A 16,617-nucleotide genomic window follows, 5' to 3' on the forward strand; every position below is an offset into this window, starting at 1 on the left:
AAAGGTTCGAGGGACGGCGCGCCGGGCGCGCCGCGTGGGCGTCTACTCGATAGACGAATCGCGCACGCATTTTTTTACCGGCCGCGCGCGGCCGCCGCAAAACGCCGGGCACGCGAGCCCGCGCTCGGACGCGTCGACGCACGCGGCGCAGTGCCGCTCGGCGTCGCGGACCATGAAATGCACGAGCGTCTGCGACACGTTCAGCGCGCGCGCGGCGCTCTGCAGCGTCTCCTCGCGCAGCCGCACCATCTCGAATGCGGCGCGGCTGCGCGCGGGCAGTTGCGCGAGCGCGTCGTACACATGGCGCAGCGTGTCGCGCACGGCGAGCGCCGCTTCCGGCGACAGCTCGTTCGACGGCACGTCGAGGCCGTCGTCCTCGTCCGCGTGATAGGCGTTCTCGAGCGTCTGGCGGCGGCACGCGTCGATCGACGCGTTGCGGACCATCCGCGTCACGTACGCGACGGGCTGCCGGATCGCGTCCTGGTTCGGGAAATCGACGAGCTTGACGAACACGTCGTGCACGACGTCCTCGGCGCGGCTCGCGCAGCCGACGAAGCCGCGCGCGAGCTTGACGAGCATCGGCCGGTTCGCGACCAGCACGTCGACGAGCACGCCATGCGCGGACGCGCGCGCCGCGGCGCGCGACGGCGCGCGCGGGCCGGGCGCAAACGCCGCGTTCGGATCGAGGATCGGTAACGGTTTTGCCGGCGCCGGCCGGGCGAGCGCTTCCGCCATGCATTCTCCAGATGTTTGCCCAATGGCAGGCAATTTAACGTAAACGCGAATCGTTCTCAATATTATTTATTGATACCCAAATCATCTCGCGGGATTTGCCGTTTTGCGGCACTTCGGCGGCGCTTCGTTCCCCCCCGCGCAACGATGGCGGTACGATCCCGCGTTCGCCCCGCTCCGGCGACCTTCGAATGCCCTTTTTGAATACCTTTTGATCGCCATTCGACCGATGCCCGTCATCGCCTGCCTGCACACCGCCGACAGCAACGTGCCGCTCTTCGAACAGGCCGCCGCCGCGCTCGGTTTCGCCCCCGGTTCGCTCGCGCACGGCGTGCGTGCCGACCTGCTCGCCGCCGCCGAGCGCGCGGCCGCGGCCGCCGGCGCCGCCGCTTTCGCGCTGCCCGAGCCGATCGTCGAGCAAACCCGCGCGGCGCTCGTCGCGCTCGCGCGCGATGCCGACGCGGTGATCCTCACGTGCTCGCCGCTCGGGCCGAGCGTCGACGCGCTCGCCGCGCCACCGAAGCCGGTCGTGCGCGCGGACGCGGCGCTCGCCCGTGCGTGCGCGCACGCCGGCGCGCGGATCGCCGTGCTGTGCGCGGCGCCAAGCAGCGAGCGGCCGACCCGCGCGTTGTTCGAAGAGGAAGCGCGCGCGACGGGCGCGCGTCTGCAGGTGCGGATCGTTCCGGATGCGTGGGCGCGATTCCATGCGGGCGACGCGGCCGGCTATCGCGCGCGGCTCGCGCGGGCGGCCGACGCCGCGTATGCGCAAGGCTTCGATGTCGTCGCGTTCGCGCAAACGTCGATGGCGATCGCCGCGCCCGACGTGACGCTCGGGCCGCCGCCGCTCACGGTGCCCCGCGCCGCGCTCGCGCGCCTCTTGCGGGCGTGACGCGAGCGAGCGAGCGGGCGGGCGGCGAGCGCGATCGCCGGCTCGCGGATCGCCGGCTCGCGATCTCCGGTGCGGCCACGGCACGCCGCGAGCGCGCCCGAGGCCCGAGCGCGACGCCCGCGAACCGCGTGCGCGCTATCGCGCGGTGTAGCCGCCGTCGACGGGCAGCGCGACGCCGCTCACCATCGCGGCCGCGTCGCTCAACAGGAACAGGATCGGCGCGACGACATCCGCGACGCGCGCGAAGCGCCCGAGCGGAATCGCCGCGAGCATCGGCCCGCTCGCCTGCGGGTCGCTCCACGCGCGCTCGGCCATCGGCGTGAGCGTGACGGTCGGATTGACGCTGTTCACGCGGATCCCGTGCGGCCCGAGCTCGACGCACTGCACGCGCGTCATCGCGTCGAGCGCGGCCTTCGACGCGCAATACGCGAGATGCGACGGCAGCGCGACGAGCGCCGCCTGGCTCGACACGTTGACGATGCTGCCGCCCCGCCCCGCGCCGATCATCGCGCGCGCGACGTGCCGCGCGACCAGCATCGCGCCGCGCGCGTTGACGGCCATCACGCGGTCGAACTCGGCGGCCGTCGTGTCGGTCGCCGCGGCGAGGCTCGTCACGCCCGCGCAGTTGACGAGCCCGTCGAACGCGCCGCGCATCCGCTCGCCGGAGAACGCCGCGCTCACCGATGCGTCGTCGCCGACGTCGAGTTCGAGCGGCTCGCAGCCCGTCTCGCCGGCAAGCCGCGCGAGCTCACGCACGTTGCGCGCGGCCGCGACGACGCGCGCGCCGCAGCCGCGCAGCGCGACGGCCGTGGCGCGACCGATCCCGCTCGAGGCGCCCGTCACGAGGAACGACCGGCCGTTGAAATCGAAAGCGACGCTCATGATGTCTGCAATCCGTGCATGAAGGGTTGGAGCGCCGGATAGAGCCCGGCGTACAGCGCAAAGCGCGCGTCGTGCAGCGCCGCGTGCCGCGCGTCGGGGCGTGCGCGCTCGGCGAGCGTGACCCAGCCGCGCCGCGCGGCCTCGCGCGACACAAGCCCCGCGCCGAGCGCGGCGAGCAGCGCCGCGCCCATCGCCGCCTCGACGTCCTCGGCGATCGTCCACACCGGGTAGCCGGTGATGTCGGCGATGCTCTGCATCCACAGATCCGAATGCGCGGCGCCGCCGACCACGACGAGCCGGTCGTCGAGCGCGCGCGCGCCGGCCGCGCCCGCCGCGATGTTGTGCCTGAGCGCGTACGCGAGCCCTTCGAGCACCGCGCGATACAGATGCGCGCGCGTGTGATACAGCGACAGGCCGACGAACGCGCCGCTCGCCTTCGGGTCCCACATGGGGCTGCGCTCGCCCATCAGGTACGGCAGGAACAGCACGCCGTCGCTGCCCGCGCTCACCTGCGCGGCGGCGGCTTCGAGCAGGCGGTGCGCGTCGCCGCCCGGGCTCGCGCGCGCGGCCTCGAGCTCCGCGTGGCAGAACTGCTCGCGGAACCAAGATACCGACGCGCCCGCCGTGAGCGCGCCGCCGAACACGTACAGGTCGCGCCGGCCGTCGAACACGTGCGGCATGCTGACGAGCCCGTGCCGCGCGTCGGTCGTCTCCGCGATGTAGCCCCAGCACATGCTCGTGCCGATCATCGCGACGTGCTGGCCGCGGCGCGCCGCGCCCGCCGCGAACGTCGCGACGGCCGCGTCCACGCCGCCCGCGACGACAGGCGTGCCCGCCGCAAGGCCGAGCGCGTCCGCCCATTGCGGGAGGAGCCCGCCCACCACCGCATCCGAATCGACGAGCCGCTCGGGCATCATCGTCGCCGGGATGCCGAGCATGTCGAGCGCTTCGTCGGACCAGTCGCGGCGGCTCAGATCGTAGACGCCGCCGATGTTGCCCGCCGCGCTGTGATCGACCGCGAGCTCGCCCGTCAGCCGATACGCGACATACGCGTTCGGCGGCACGAAATAGCGGATGTTCGCCCACACGTCGGGGCGCTTCTCGCGCAGCCACAGCATCTTCGTGTAGCCGTAGTAGCTGTCGACGCCGTTGCCCGTGATCGCGCGAAGCCGCGCGACGTCGACGTGCGCGCGCACCCAGTCGACTTCGTCGGTCGCGCGCCGGTCCATCCAGATGAGGCACGGATGCAGCGGCCGCATCTCGCGATCGACCGGAATCCCCGAGCCGCCGTACAGGCTGCTCACGCACAGCGCCCCGATCGACGCCGCGCCGATGCCGGCCGCGCGCGCGTCGGCCGCGACGCGCGCGATGCATTCGCGCACCGCGTCGAACCACACGTGCGGCCACTGCTCGGCCCACAGCGGCTTCGGCGTGTCCGGCCGGTACGCCACCGCGTGCTGCGCGACGATCGCGCCGTCGATGCCGGCGAGAACCGCCTTCGTGCTCTGGGTGCCGATGTCGACACCAATCACGCATTCCATGTCGCCTCCGCGATTCGGTGAGCGGCACGCGGTCAGCCGCGCGGCTTCATCAGCACCTTGATCGAGTCGAGCGAGTTCGCGACCCGGATCGCCTCGTCCCACTCCTCGAGCGAGAAGCCGTGCGTGACGATGCCTTTCGACGTGACGAGCCCGCGCGCGAGCAGATCGATCGCGACAGGATAGCAATACGGGCCGAGATGCGCGCCGCGCACGTCGAGCTCCTTGCGGTCGCCGATGATCGACCAGTCGAGCGTCGTGTCCTTGCCGAACACCGAGAACTCGACGAAGCGGCCGAGCTTGCGGATCAGGTCCATCCCCTGCGTGACGCCCGCCGGCGCGCCGGTCGTCTCGATGTAGACGTCGCAGCCGTAGCCGCCCGTCAGCGCCCGGACGATCGCGGGCGCGTCCTCGCGCGTCGGGTCGATCGTCACGTCGGCGCCGTACTCGCGCGCGAGCGCGAGCCGTTCCTCGACGAGATCGATCACGACGAGCCGCTTCGGCGTCTTCAGCTTCGCGACCTGCGTCATCATCAGGCCGAGCGGCCCCGCGCCCGCGATCACGACGACGTCGTCGAGCTGGATGTCGCCGCGATTGACCGTGTGGATCGCGCACGCGAGCGGCTCGATGATCGCCGCGTCCTCGAGCGAGATGCCGAGCGGAATCCGGTGGACGATCGCGGTGGGCGGAATGCGCATGTACTCGGCCATCCCGCCGTCGGCGACCTCGCGCTGAAAGCCGAAGATGTTGTGCACCTCGCACATCCAGTACTGGCCCGACTTGCAGTAGCGGCACTTGCCGCACGGCACGATCTGCTCGGCGATCACGCGATCGCCGAGCGCGACGCCGAAGTGCTCGGCCGCGCCCTCGCCCAGCTCCTCGACATGGCCGAAGAACTCGTGGCCGGGAATCACGGGCGCCTTGACCCACGGGCTCGGGCCACCCCAGAACATCTTCGCGCCGGAATGGCACTTGCAGTCGCTCGCGCAGATCCCGCACGCGCCGATGCGGATCACGAGCTCGCGCGCGTTCGCGCGCGGCTTCGCGACGCGCTCGACGCGGTAGTCCTCGGGGGCGTGGCAGACGACTGCCGTCATCTGCTGCGTTTCGTCGTTTCGATTCGTCATGGTTTCGGTTTGCCTGGCTGGGTTCGAAGAAGTGGAATGCCGGCCGTGCGGCCGCTCGCCGCGACGCCGTGCGCGGCGTGCCCGAAGTGCCCGACGCACGCGACACACGCCGCGCATATCGGCGTCGCATGCGCCGCGCAGCTCACTTGCGCCGCTCGCGCCCGATGTAGATCGCGAGCAGGATGATTGCCCCCTTGATCACGTTCTGCACGTAGGGATTCACGCCGATCATGTTCAGGCCGTTGTTCAGCACGCCGAGCAGCAGCGCGCCGACGAGCGTGCCGACGATCGAGCCGCGGCCGCCCGCGATCGACGTGCCGCCCATCACGACGGCGGCGATCGCGTCGAGCTCGAAGCCGACGCCCGCGTTCGGCTGCCCGCTCATCAGGCGGCCCGTCAGCACGATCGCGGCGAGCGCCGACGTGAGCCCCGCGAACGTGTAGACGGCGAGCTTCACGCGCGAGACGCGCACGCCCGAGAGCCGCGTCGCGTGCTCGTTGCCGCCGATCGCGTACACGTAGCGGCCGAACGGCATGCGCTCGAGCATCAGCCAGGCGAGCGCGTAGACCGCGAGCATCGTCAGCACGGGCATCTGCACGCCGAGCACCTTGCCGCTGCCGAAGAAGCGGATCCAGTCGGGCAGCCCGTCGATCGGATAGCCGCCCGTATAGATGAGCGCGAGGCCGCGCGCGATGCCCATCGTCGCGAGCGTGACGATGATGGGCGGCATCCCGGCGAACGCGACGAACAGGCCGTTCGCCGCGCCGAGCGCGACCCCGACGCCGACGCCCGCGGCAAGCGCCGCCGCGCCGTTCGCGCCCGCGACGAGAAGCCCCGCCGTCAGCGTGCCGGACAGCGCCATCACCGAGCCGACCGACAAGTCGATGCCGCCCGTCAGGATCACGCAGGTCATCCCGACGCCGATGATCGCGTTGATCGATACCTACCGCAGCACGTTCTCGAGGTTCGCCGCGCTCAGGAAGCTGTCGCTCGCGAACATCATCGCAACGCACACGGCGACGAGCCCGACAAGCGGATAGAACGTCGTCGTGCGCCTGAGCGCGGCGAACGCGTGCCGCGCGCGCGCGCCGGCGGCGGCGGACGCGGGAGAGGAAGACGACGGCGTCGCCGTCCGGTCATGCATGTTCATGATTCGCTCCGCGTACGTCTGAAGTCGCATAAGTCATCACCGTGCTCGGCTCGATCGCGCCGCCGTCGAGCACCGCCTCGATGCGCCCCTGCCGGAACACCGCGACGCGGTCGCACATGCCGACGATCTCCGGCAGCTCGCTCGAGATCAGCACGATCGAATAGCCGCGCGCGGTCAGCTCGCGCATCAATTGGTAGATCTCCGCCTTCGCGCCGATGTCGATGCCGCGCGTCGGCTCGTCGAAGATCAGGATCCGCGTGTGGTGATTGAGCCAGCGCGCGATGACGACCTTCTGCTGGTTGCCGCCCGACAGCGTGTCGACGCGCGTCTGCGGCGTCGGCGCCTTCACGCCGAGCCGCCGCATCAGCTCGAGCGTCGTGCGCGTCTCGGCCGCCGCGTCGACGAGCCAGCGCAGGCTGCGGTGCTTGCCGAGATTGTTGATCGCGACGTTGTGCCGGATCGAGAACCCGGTGATGAGCCCTTCCGTCTTGCGGCTCTCCGGCAGGAGGCCGATGCCCGCGGCGAGCGCGTCGGCGGGGTCGGCGAAGCGCACCGCGCGGCCGCGCACGCGCATGCGCCGCACGCGCGCGGGCTTCGCGCCGATCAGCGCGAGCGCGCTCGACGTGCGCCCGGAGCCGACGAGGCCCGCGAAGCCGAGAATCTCGCCTTCGCGCAGCGTGAAGCGGTTCACGGGCCCGTTCTCGCGCACCTGCAGCGCGTCCACTTCGAGCACGGGCGCGGCATCGCGCGCGAGACGCGGCTTCGGCGGAAAGCTGTTCTCGATGCGCCGGCCCACCATCATCTCGACGAGCGCGCCGACGTCGGTGCGCGCGACGTCGGTCGCGCCGACGTACTGCCCGTCGCGCAGCACGGTGATCCGGTCGCACACCTCGAAGATCTCGTCGAGATGGTGCGAGATGAAGATCATCGCGACGCCCTGGCGCTTCAACTCGCGCATCACGCCGAACAGGTGCGCGGCCTCGGCGGGCGTGAGCGTCGCGGTCGGCTCGTCGAGGATCAGGACCCGCGCGTCGAGCGACAGCGCCTTGCCGATCTCGACGAACTGCTGCTGCGCGACCGACAGCTCGCGCACCGGCGCCGCCAGATCGATCGCCACGCGAAGCCGCGCGAAGATGTCCGCCGCGGCGCGGCGCATCCGCGCGCGCTCGCGCAGCCCGAGCCGGCCGCGCCACTCGCGGCCGAGGAACAGGTTGTCGACCGCGTTCAGGTCCGGAATCAGGCTGAACTCCTGAAACACGATGCCGACGCCCGCCGCGATCGCGTCGTGATAGTTCGCGAAGCGCCGCGGCTCGCCGTCGATCGTGATCGTGCCTTCGTCGGGCTGATGGATGCCGCAGAGAATCTTCATCAGCGTCGACTTGCCCGCGCCGTTCTCGCCGAGCAGCGCGTGAATCTCGCCGCGCGCGACGCGCAGATCGATCCCTTGCAGCGCGACGACGCCCGGAAACCGCTTCGTGATGCCGGTGAGCGCCAGTATCGTGTCCATTGCTTCCTCGCTCGCGCGCGCCGCGCCCGCCACCGCCTCCATCGCGGCGCGGCGCGCGTCGCCCGCTTCGTTCATGCCGTCGGCCTCGCGGCCGCGCCGGCTCACCAACTGAAGGTCTTCGCGTTGTCCTTGTCGATCAGCTTCACGTCGACCGGAATCGCCTTCGGCACATTGGCGCCCCACTTCTTCGCGAGCCCGATGCCGATCGCGAGGCGAATCTGGTCGCGCGGGAACTGCGCGGACGTTTCGATGAACTTCGAGTTCGGCTTCCGCATCGCGGCGATCGCCTCCGGCGCGCCGTCGACGCTCGTGAGCCGGATGTCCTTGCCCGACGCCTCGATCGCGGACAGCGCGCCCATCGAGCCGCCGTCGTTGACGCTGAAGACGCCCTTGAGCAACGGATGCGCCTGGATCATGTTCTCGGTGACGGTGAGCGCGCTCGCGCGCTCCTGCTTGCCGTTCTGCACGTCGACGATCTTCACGTTCGGGAATTTCGCGAGCGCCGCGCGGCAGCCGCGCACGCGCTCGAGAATCGGCACGACGGCAATGCCGTCGAGGATCGCGACTTCGCCGCTGCCGCCGATCGCCTTCGCGAGGTAGTCGCACGACATCGCGCCCGCGTCGAAATTCTTCGAGCCGACGAACGCATCGACCGGGCCGTTCGCGTTCGCGTCCACCGCGACGACGACCGCGCCCGCTTTCTTCGCCGACACCACGGCCGACTGGATGCCCGTCGAATCGGTCGGATTCACGAGCAGGATGTCGATCTTCTTCTGCAGCATGTCCTCGACGTCGCTCACCTGCTTGCTGACGTCGTGATGCGCGTCGGTGACGATCACCTGCGCGCCGATCGACGCGGCCGCTTCGTTGAGCGCCTTTTGCATCGTCACGAAGTACGGGTTGTTCAGCTCCTGGAACGTCATGCCGATCTTCAGCGGCGCCGCATGCGCGATGCCTGCGGCGCCGAGCGCGATCGAAAGCGCCGCGGCGCGCAGCGCGCGGGCGGCCCGGTTGCCGGAAGCCGGCGTCGACAAAGCGGTGTCCATCATGGTTGTCTCCGTTTTCTAGGTATGAGCGCGCCCCGCGCGCCGCGAGAGCGGCGCGCGGCGTGACGCGTTTTGGGCTGGGTTGCTCGGGAACGCGGGCCGGCTTCAGCCGGACAGCAGGATTTCGGGGGGCGGCCGAGCGTTGCCGCGCGCCTGCGCGGCGGGCACGATCGCCGGCGCGCCGGCGATGCCCGCGCCGCGCTTCGCGGCCGCCTCCGACGCATCGCGGCTCGCGTCGTTCAGCGCCTGATAGCGGCGAAAGCGCGACGGCGACATGCCCTTCACCGCGAGGAACTGACGATTGAAGTTCGACAGATTGTTGAAGCCGCTCCTGAAGCAGATGTCGGTGATGCTCGCGTCGCCGTCCATCAGCAACTGGCACGCGAGATTGATCCGCATCCGGTTCACGTACTGGACGAACGGCAAGCCGGTGTGCCGGCGGAAGTAATGCGAGAACGCGCTCACGCTCTGCCCGGCGAGCCGCGCGAGGTCGGTCTCGCGCAATTCGTTCGCGAGGTTCTTGCCGATGTACGCAAGCACGTGGTTGATGCGGGTCGACGCGAAGGTCGACGCATCGGCTTCATACGCGGGGCTCGCGAGCAGCTCGCGGTCGGTCGCGTCGACGAGGATCTGCAGCATCGACAGGAACAGCACGATGCGACGCAGCCCGCGCGCGTGGATCAGCTCGGCGAAAAGCGGCCGGATCGCCTCGCTCGTGCGCGCGCCGAACTGCACGCCGCGGCGCGCGTCCGCGAGAAGCCCCTCGATGTGCCGCCATTCGGTGAAGCTGTCCGCGCAGCGCGACACGAACGCCTGGTCGAACTGCACGACGAGATTGCGCTCGGCGATCGTCTTGCCTTCCGGCACGTCGCTCACCCAGTTGTGCGGCAGGTTCGGTCCCATCAACACGAGGTTGCCGGGGCCGAAGCCGCCGACGTAATCGCCGACGAACATCTGGCCCGTCGTCTCGACGATCAGATGCACTTCGAACTCCGGATGGAAGTGCCACCGCACGGTGCGGTACGGATAGCCATGCGACCACGCCTTGAACGACTCGCCACGGCGCACGTCGACGACTTCGAGATCGGGCTGCACACGCTCCTCCTGTTCTCCAGACCACGGCGCGCGCGCCGCTCCTTCGATGCGGCGGGGCGCTCGGCAACGCGCTCCGCCGTTCGTTTTGTGTAGTGCGAACGATAGTCGCCGGCCATCCGGCCGGCCACTAAAAATCAGACACCGGGCTGGTATTTTTTTGAATCCGGACGAATGCGGAGGCCGGATGCGTCAAATTTGGTGCGAAGCAGCAGGTCCTGCGCGCATCCGGCGGCGCGATCAGCGGAACCCGATGCGGGCAATGCGGGATTTATTCCGCTTCCAAATTCATGAATCAAGCCGACAAATCACGATTTCACTTTTTCGATAAAGATAAATCGTTCATTCAAGATAAATTCCGCAATGCCGGGATATAAAATTACCCACGGCGAGAAAAGAATATTCCGATTGAATTTCTTTCCGGGCGATGCTATAAACCTAACGCCGGCTACCTTACTATCATGAAAGGCGGTTGGCTCACTCGATATTTTTTAGGAGATTGAAATGGTTCGACTTTTGGCGAAGCTGCTTCGTTCGACGATCCACGGCTCCAACGGCGTCAGCCTGGACGCGGTTTCCTCGACGCACGGCACCCCGGGTTTCCAAACCCCGGATGCCCGCGTGATTTCGCGTTTCGGGTTCAATTAAGTCGCGCCTCGTGCCCGACTGAGTAGCGCTTCATGAAGCTGGTGGGGCATTTTGCCCCACCAGAATAAATAGTCATGACACCAGCCAACCATTGCCATATTGCAGTATTCGATCAGGCGATCGTCGCGCTCGATATGCAACGGTCGCGTTATTTTCTTTATGACGAGGCATGCGCGAAGGCTTTTGCCGACCATTATCTGGATTTCAAGCCGCTCGATGCGCCGCATGCATTGAAGCCGTTGATATCCGACCGGATCGTCGCCGCCGAATCGCCGGCGTCCGCCCCGGGCCGCATTGCCGATTACCGCGGGTGGGCGTTCGACACGTTCGATTCGGGCGTCTGGGGAAGCCGCACGCTCGGCGAACGAAGCGCGTCCGGCTTCGAGTGGCTGCCGTTCTGGCGCATCGTGCGAAGCGCGGTGTCGCTCAAGATCCGCGGCTTTCACGCGCTCTCGTTGCTCGATCGGCTTGATGCGCGCGCCGGGCAAGGCGCGCGTGCCGGCGACGCCCCGTCTCGCACGATCGAGCGCTATCTGCGCGCGTCGATCTGGTCGCCCATTCGCATCACGTGCCTGCAAATGTCGTTCGCGCTCGCCACACACCTGAGACGGGAGAACGTGCCCGCTCAACTGGTGATCGGCGTGAGGCCGATGCCGTTCGTCGCCCATGCATGGGTCGAGGTCGACGGGCGCGTGTGCGGCGACGAACCGGAGCTGAAAAAGAGCTATGGCGAAATCTATCGGACGCCTCGACATGACGAACGCGCCGCCCCGTTCGGGCTGGCGGCTTGAACGTCGCGCTTGGACGAACGCGCACGGGTATCGCGAATGGCTGTCCTGCGCGGCCGGCCCCGACCGGCCGATCGGCGTGACGCTGCTCGAAGCCGACGGCCCCGGCCGCGCGTACCTGCGCGACGCGCACTCGAGCCTCGTGCGCTCGCTCGCGCGCGCCCGCACGTTGCCGGACGCGCGCGACGCCGTCACACGCTCCGTCTGGGGCGCGTACCTTCTCGTGCTCGACGAGGCGGCGACCGGCCGCCGCCTGTTCATGCCCGATCCGCTGCATTCGGTCCGGCTCTATTACCGGACGGGCGAGCACGGGCGCGTCGACGTCGATCCACAGGCGGCGAACCTGCTCGATCGCGGGCCGATCGACTGGAACCTCGATTACCTGATCGAATTCGCGTGCACGCAGTTCGGTCCGCTCGACGAAACGCCGTTCGCGTCGATCCGCGTCGTGCCGCCCGGATGCGCGCTTATCGTCGACGCCGACGGACGATGCGCGATCGAGCGCGCGTGGCTGCCGCGCGCGCCGGCCGCGGACGACATCCGCGCATCGTGCGCGGCGGCGCTCGACGACGTCTATTCGAGCATCGCGCGCAGCCACCCGAGCGTGTGCGCCGCGCTGTCGGGCGGCGTCGATTCGTCCGCGGGCGCGATCTTCCTGCGCAAGGCGCTCGGCGCGAACGCGCCGCTCGCCGCCGTCCATCTGTTCTCCACGTCGTCGCCCGACTGCTACGAGCGGGACATGGCGGCGCGCGTCGCCGATTCGATCGGCGCGGCGCTCATCTGCCTCGACATCGATCGTCATTTGCCGTTCTCCGAGCGGATCGTGCAGACTCCGCCCGCCGCGCTGAGCCAGGACATGCTGTTTCTCGGCATCGACCGGGCGGTGTCAAACGCGATCGGTCCGTCGTCGGTGCTGCTCGAGGGCCAGGGCGGCGATCTGCTGTTCAAGGCGGTGCCCGACGCGAACGCGGTGCTCGACGCGCTTCGCGCCAAGGGATGGTCGTTCGCGCTGCGCACGGCGGAAAAGCTCGCGGTGCTTCACAACGATTCGATTCCGCGCATCCTGCTGATGGCGGCGAAGATCGCGCTGAGAAGGCGGCTGTTCGGACAGGACACGTCGGCGTCGGAGCGGGCGCTGTCCGGGCTGTTCGCGTCGCACGCGCCGCGCGCGGCGGCCGAGATCCCGCGCCGGCGCGCGCCGCTCGACGAGTCGATCTCGGTGCTCGACCGGTTCGTGTCGATCATGACGCCCGTCACCGACGCCGCGTACACGCGCCGGCTCAATCCGTATCTCGCGCAACCGGTCGTCGAGGCGACGTTCGGCCTGCGCAGCTACGACAGCTTCGATCACCGCAACGACCGGATCGTGCTGCGCGAGATCGCGTCGGCGCACACCCCCGTCGACGTGCTGTGGCGCAGGACCAAGGGATCGTTCGGCATCGGCTTCGTGAAGGGTATCGTGTCGCACTACGACGCATTCCGCGAGCTGATCCGCGACGGCGTGCTGATGCGAAGCGGCAAGCTCGACGAAGCCGAGCTCGCGCGCGCGCTCAAGGCGGTGCGCGTCGGACAGAACGCGGCCGCGATCAGTCTAGCGCTCGTCGGATGCGTGGAGATTTTTTGCGCGTCCTGGCAGAATTTCGTGACGAACCGGCGCGCCGCGGTATGCTGACGAACCGTCTCGCCGCCCTCCCGACGGCGCGCGTGCGGCCGCATCCGGTCCCGCCGCGCGCCGGAACCGGGCCCTCCCCATTCGAAACGCCGGCTTGCCGGCCCGATCGCGAATCGACATGAAGCTTGCTGCGCTACGCTCGTTGGCGGACGTCGTCCGCCTGATGGTCGACAAGGAAACGAAGGCGAGAAAGCTGATCGTCGCCGGCGTGCTGATCGAGGCGCTGACATCGGCCTTCATGCTGCTCGGCCCGGTTGCGCTGAAGCTCGCGGTCGACGAGATGTCGCGCGCGCAGTTCGACGCGGCGAAGGCTTCCGTCGATATCGTGCTGTTCGCCGTGCTCTGGTCCGCGTCCGCGGTCTCGTCGGTCGCGCTGCTCGCATACACCGGCAAGATCGTCCACGCCACGTCGAATACGCTGCTGCGCCGCGCGCTGCATGCGCAACTGCCGGCGCTCGCGAGCCGCGCGTCGAGCGACAGCGGCTACGTGCAGGGCCTTCTCGAGCGCCTGCCGTACAGCCTGCAGGTGATCATCGAAGGCGTGCTGTGGAAGATCGCGCCCGTGGCGATCCAGCTCGTCGTCGCGATCGTGCTGATCGCGCTGCTCGTGCCGCTCCGGTACGCGGCGATCCTGTTTGCCGTGCTGGCCGCCTACTTCGTGTTTTCTCACTTGTCGGCCGAGCAGTACGAGAACAGCGCGGCGGCGACGAACGAGGCGGCGGGCGCGCTGTCGGCCGCGCTCGGCGACGTGCTGGCGAATGCGCCGCGCGTCGTCTACAACGGCGCGGTGCCGCAGGAAATCGACTACGTCGCGACGCGCGCCGTCGCGCGCCTCGATGTCGACTGGCGCCGGTCGTGGCTGCTCACGCGCGCGGCCGCCTGTCAGTACGGCATCATCGCGCTCGGCATGGCGGCGATGTTCGTGCTGTGCGTGCGCGACATCGCCGCCCACCGGATCACGCTCGGCGATTTCATGCTGCTGCAGACGTACGTGCTGCAGTTCGCGCTGCCGCTCGGCGCGTACGGATTCGTGCTTCGCCAGGCGGGCGCGGCGCTCGCGAACGTGCGCGAAGCGCTCGCGATCGCGCCGCGCGCGGGCGGCGGCGGCGGCGGCGGCGACGGCGGCGCGCGCGCGCTTGCGCGCCCGGGCGGCTCGGCCGCGCACATCGCGGTGCGCCGGCTCGCGTTTGCCCGGGCGGGGCGCTTCTCGATCGAGCCGATGTCGTTCGATCTGCCGGCGGGCAGCTACACGGCGATCGTCGGGCACAACGGCTCGGGCAAGTCCACGCTCGCGAAGATCGTCGCCGGGCTGCTGCCGCCCGACGACGGCGCCGTCGCGTATGACGGCGTCGACCTGTACAGCGTCGGCGACGACGCGCGCCGCCGCTTCGCGCTGTACGTCCCGCAGGACGTCGCGCTCCTGAACCGCTCGCTGCGGGAAAACGTCCGCTACCACCCGTCGACGCTCACCGACATCGACGCAACCCGGCTGCTCGAGCGCCTCGCGTTCCACAAGGACGGCCGGCGCGTCGATCTCGACGGCGACGTCGGCGAAGGCGGCGCGCGCCTGTCGGGCGGCCAGGTGCAGAAGGTCGAGCTCGTCCGGCTGATGGGCGTCGACGTTCCCGCGATCGTCCTCGACGAAACGACGTCGGGGCTCGACCCGCACAGCGACACGCTCGGCATCGCGATGCTGCGCGAGCGCCTCGGCAAGCGGACGACGCTCGTGCTGATCACCCACCGGATCGCGAACGTCGAGGCGGCCGACCAGGTGCTGTTCCTGTCCGGAGGCCGGCTCGTCGCGGCGGGCCCGCACCGGCGCCTCATCGATACGTGCGACGAATACCGGACGTTCTGGCGCCGCCAGCCCGAGCACGCCGACGCGAAGGCATGACGCGCGGCCGTCCGCGCGATCCGGCGGCGCCGGCCGACCGCTTCGTCATTTCATGCGAACCAGGACGACCGGCAGGCGATCGCCGTCGATGAACACGCGCGTCGACGCGTTCACGCACACGCGTCTTCGCCGTCGCACGCGGCGCGCGACCAGCCGCCGCCGAGCGCGCGATACAGCGCGATCGCATTCGTGAGCCGCAACTGCTTCAGGCGAATCAGCTCCTGCCCGGACTCGAACGTGCTGCGCTGCGCGTCGAGCAGTTCGAGATAGCTCGCGACGCCGCTGCCGTAGCGCCGCTCCGCGAGCCGCAGCCGCTCGGCGTCCGCGCCGTAGACCGCCTGCTGCGCGGCGAGCTGCGCGTCGATCTGATCGCGCGCGACGAGCGCGTCGGCGACTTCGCGGAACGCCGTCTGAATCGTCTTCTCGTATTCGGCGACCGCGATATGCTTGCGCGCGTCGGCAAGCTCGAGATTCGCGCGATTGCGCCCGCCCGCGAAAATCGGCAGCGTGAGCCGCGGCGCGAACGTCCACACGCTCGAGCCGGCCGAGAAGAGCCCCGAGAATGCGTCGCTGACCGAGCCGACGTCGGTCGTGAGCGCGATGCGCGGGAAGAATGCCGCGCGCGCGGCGCCGATGTTCGCGTTCGCCGCGACGAGCCGCTGCTCGGCCTGCCGGATGTCCGGCCGCTGCTCCAGCAGATCCGACGACAGCCCCGGCGACACCCGCGCGACCGCGAGCTCGTCGAGCGCGGGCGCATCGGCGGGCAGCGCCGCCGAGAAGTCGCCCGCGAGCAGCTTCAGCGCGCTCGCAGCCTGCGTGTGCTCGCGCTCGAGCGCCGCCTTCGACGCGCGCGCGGCCGCGACGAGCATCTCGGCCGTGCGCAGCTCGATCGCCGTGCTCGTGCCGGCCGCGTAACGGCGCTGCGTGAGCGCGTAAGTCGCGTCGCGCGCGGCGAGCGTGCGTTCCGCGAGCTTCACTTGATCGACGAGCGCGCGCTCGGTCACATACGCGGACGCGACTTCGGCGATCAGGCTGAGGCGCGCCGCGCGCTGCGCTTCGGCGGTCGCGAAGTATTCGGCGAGCGCCGCGTCCGACAGGCTCTTCACGCGGCCGAACAGGTCGATCTCGAACGCGCTCAAGCCGACGCTCGCGCGATACAGCGAGCTCGTCGCGCTCTCGCGCAGCACCGGGTCGTAAAGCCGCGTGCGCTCGTAGCCGAGACTGCCGTCGATCGACGGCAGCCGGTCCGCGCGCGCGACGCCGTAAAGGCCGCGCGCTTCCTGGATGCGCAGCGTCGCGATCCGCAGGTCGCGATTGTTCATGAGCGCCGCGTCGATCAGCGCGCGCAGCGCCGGATCGGTGAAGTACGCACGCCAGTCGTCGAGGCGCACGTCGTGCGCCTCGGACGCCTCGCGCACCTGGTGCGCGCCGCCGGACGCGTTCGCGGCATCGCGCGAGCCGCCGTCCACCGCCGCCGGGCGCACGGCGCTCGCTCCGTGCGGCGCGCTCGCCGCCAACGGATAGCTCACCGGCACGGGCGCGGCCGGCCGCTCGTAGCGCGGCGCGAGCGTGCAGCCCGCGACGAGCGCCGCCGCGAGCGCGACCGGCCATGCGCGCGGCCCGCGCCGCCGGGCCAGGGGTTTCATCATCGC

The 16,617-nt window shown here is 69.9% G+C and carries 13 protein-coding genes and 1 pseudogene; 5 read left to right on the forward strand and 9 right to left on the reverse strand.

Annotated features, from left to right (window positions below; translation table 11 throughout):
* Positions 1-42: 42 nt before the first annotated feature.
* Positions 43-735 (reverse strand): RNA polymerase factor sigma-70, encoded by a 693-nt coding sequence (locus tag AQ610_RS10060; protein ID WP_006026673.1) that lies wholly within the window; start codon positions 733-735, stop codon positions 43-45.
* Between the two features lie 226 nt (positions 736-961).
* On the opposite strand from AQ610_RS10060, the gene AQ610_RS10065 reads away from it, so the two are divergent.
* Complete coding sequence (locus tag AQ610_RS10065) at positions 962-1,621, forward strand: aspartate/glutamate racemase family protein (protein WP_006026672.1); 660 nt, start codon at positions 962-964, stop codon at positions 1,619-1,621.
* A gap of 135 nt (positions 1,622-1,756) precedes the next feature.
* On the opposite strand, the gene AQ610_RS10070 is transcribed toward AQ610_RS10065, so the two are convergent.
* From AQ610_RS10070 to AQ610_RS10100, 7 genes and pseudogenes are all read right to left on the reverse strand, one after another.
* Positions 1,757-2,503 (reverse strand): SDR family oxidoreductase, encoded by a 747-nt coding sequence (locus AQ610_RS10070; protein WP_006026671.1) that lies wholly within the window; start codon positions 2,501-2,503, stop codon positions 1,757-1,759.
* Entirely contained in the window at positions 2,500-4,044 is a 1,545-nt protein-coding gene (locus AQ610_RS10075) for an FGGY-family carbohydrate kinase (protein ID WP_006026670.1), read from the reverse strand. The genes AQ610_RS10070 and AQ610_RS10075 overlap by 4 nt, the downstream gene beginning before the upstream one ends.
* A 32-nt stretch (positions 4,045-4,076) precedes the next feature.
* Positions 4,077-5,168: an erythritol/L-threitol dehydrogenase gene (locus AQ610_RS10080; RefSeq protein ID WP_006026669.1), complete on the reverse strand. Its 1,092-nt coding sequence runs from the start codon at positions 5,166-5,168 to the stop codon at positions 4,077-4,079.
* 142 nt (positions 5,169-5,310) lie between these two features.
* Positions 5,311-6,312, reverse strand: a pseudogene (locus AQ610_RS10085) (ABC transporter permease).
* Complete coding sequence (locus AQ610_RS10090; protein WP_231748964.1) at positions 6,305-7,867, reverse strand: sugar ABC transporter ATP-binding protein; 1,563 nt, start codon at positions 7,865-7,867, stop codon at positions 6,305-6,307. The pseudogene AQ610_RS10085 and the gene AQ610_RS10090 overlap by 8 nt, the downstream one beginning before the upstream one ends.
* A gap of 59 nt (positions 7,868-7,926) precedes the next feature.
* A complete protein-coding gene (locus AQ610_RS10095; protein WP_043282592.1) occupies positions 7,927-8,874 on the reverse strand; it encodes a substrate-binding domain-containing protein in 948 nt (315 codons plus the stop codon).
* A 102-nt stretch (positions 8,875-8,976) separates the two neighbouring features.
* Complete coding sequence (locus AQ610_RS10100) at positions 8,977-9,966, reverse strand: AraC family transcriptional regulator (RefSeq protein WP_006026664.1); 990 nt, start codon at positions 9,964-9,966, stop codon at positions 8,977-8,979.
* A gap of 501 nt (positions 9,967-10,467) precedes the next feature.
* On the opposite strand from AQ610_RS10100, the gene capA reads away from it, so the two are divergent.
* The 4 genes from capA (at position 10,468) to AQ610_RS10115 (ending at position 14,965) form a co-directional block, all read left to right on the forward strand.
* On the forward strand, positions 10,468-10,611 hold the full coding sequence (gene capA, locus AQ610_RS35935) for a capistruin family lasso peptide (RefSeq protein WP_009905508.1): 144 nt from the start codon (positions 10,468-10,470) through the stop codon (positions 10,609-10,611).
* A 74-nt stretch (positions 10,612-10,685) separates the two neighbouring features.
* Positions 10,686-11,402, forward strand: coding sequence for a lasso peptide biosynthesis B2 protein (locus tag AQ610_RS10105; protein ID WP_006026663.1), 717 nt, complete (start codon positions 10,686-10,688; stop codon positions 11,400-11,402).
* Positions 11,338-13,071 carry a lasso peptide isopeptide bond-forming cyclase gene (locus AQ610_RS10110; RefSeq protein WP_144411940.1) on the forward strand — a complete coding sequence of 578 codons (1,734 nt, stop codon included), beginning with the start codon at positions 11,338-11,340 and terminating at the stop codon, positions 13,069-13,071. Before AQ610_RS10105 ends, AQ610_RS10110 begins: the two co-directional genes overlap by 65 nt.
* Before the next feature lie 118 nt (positions 13,072-13,189).
* Positions 13,190-14,965, forward strand: a complete 1,776-nt coding sequence (locus AQ610_RS10115; RefSeq protein ID WP_043282591.1) for an ATP-binding cassette domain-containing protein — start codon at positions 13,190-13,192, stop codon at positions 14,963-14,965.
* Positions 14,966-15,075: 110 nt separating this feature from the next.
* On the opposite strand, the gene AQ610_RS10120 is transcribed toward AQ610_RS10115, so the two are convergent.
* The gene (locus tag AQ610_RS10120; RefSeq protein WP_006026660.1) at positions 15,076-16,614 is read right to left on the reverse strand and encodes an efflux transporter outer membrane subunit; all 1,539 of its coding nucleotides are present in this window, start codon (positions 16,612-16,614) and stop codon (positions 15,076-15,078) included.
* Positions 16,615-16,617: the final 3 nt, after the last annotated feature.

This window comes from Burkholderia humptydooensis (genome assembly GCF_001513745.1).
Taxonomy (GTDB): domain Bacteria; phylum Pseudomonadota; class Gammaproteobacteria; order Burkholderiales; family Burkholderiaceae; genus Burkholderia; species Burkholderia humptydooensis.

Bases quoted from the DNA above. Each gene is read 5' to 3' on its own strand.
- AQ610_RS10060 (WP_006026673.1), bottom strand. From the start codon at position 735: ATGGCGGAAGCGCTCGCCCGGCCGGCGCCGGCAAAACCGTTACCGATC.
- AQ610_RS10065 (WP_006026672.1), top strand. From the start codon at position 962: ATGCCCGTCATCGCCTGCCTGCACACCGCCGACAGCAACGTGCCGCTC.
- AQ610_RS10070 (WP_006026671.1), bottom strand. From the start codon at position 2,503: ATGAGCGTCGCTTTCGATTTCAACGGCCGGTCGTTCCTCGTGACGGGC.
- AQ610_RS10075 (WP_006026670.1), bottom strand. From the start codon at position 4,044: ATGGAATGCGTGATTGGTGTCGACATCGGCACCCAGAGCACGAAGGCG.
- AQ610_RS10080 (WP_006026669.1), bottom strand. From the start codon at position 5,168: ATGACGAATCGAAACGACGAAACGCAGCAGATGACGGCAGTCGTCTGC.
- AQ610_RS10090 (WP_231748964.1), bottom strand. From the start codon at position 7,867: ATGGAGGCGGTGGCGGGCGCGGCGCGCGCGAGCGAGGAAGCAATGGAC.
- AQ610_RS10095 (WP_043282592.1), bottom strand. From the start codon at position 8,874: ATGATGGACACCGCTTTGTCGACGCCGGCTTCCGGCAACCGGGCCGCC.
- capA (WP_009905508.1), top strand. From the start codon at position 10,468: ATGGTTCGACTTTTGGCGAAGCTGCTTCGTTCGACGATCCACGGCTCC.
- AQ610_RS10105 (WP_006026663.1), top strand. From the start codon at position 10,686: ATGACACCAGCCAACCATTGCCATATTGCAGTATTCGATCAGGCGATC.
- AQ610_RS10110 (WP_144411940.1), top strand. From the start codon at position 11,338: ATGGCGAAATCTATCGGACGCCTCGACATGACGAACGCGCCGCCCCGT.
- AQ610_RS10115 (WP_043282591.1), top strand. From the start codon at position 13,190: ATGAAGCTTGCTGCGCTACGCTCGTTGGCGGACGTCGTCCGCCTGATG.
- AQ610_RS10120 (WP_006026660.1), bottom strand. From the start codon at position 16,614: ATGATGAAACCCCTGGCCCGGCGGCGCGGGCCGCGCGCATGGCCGGTC.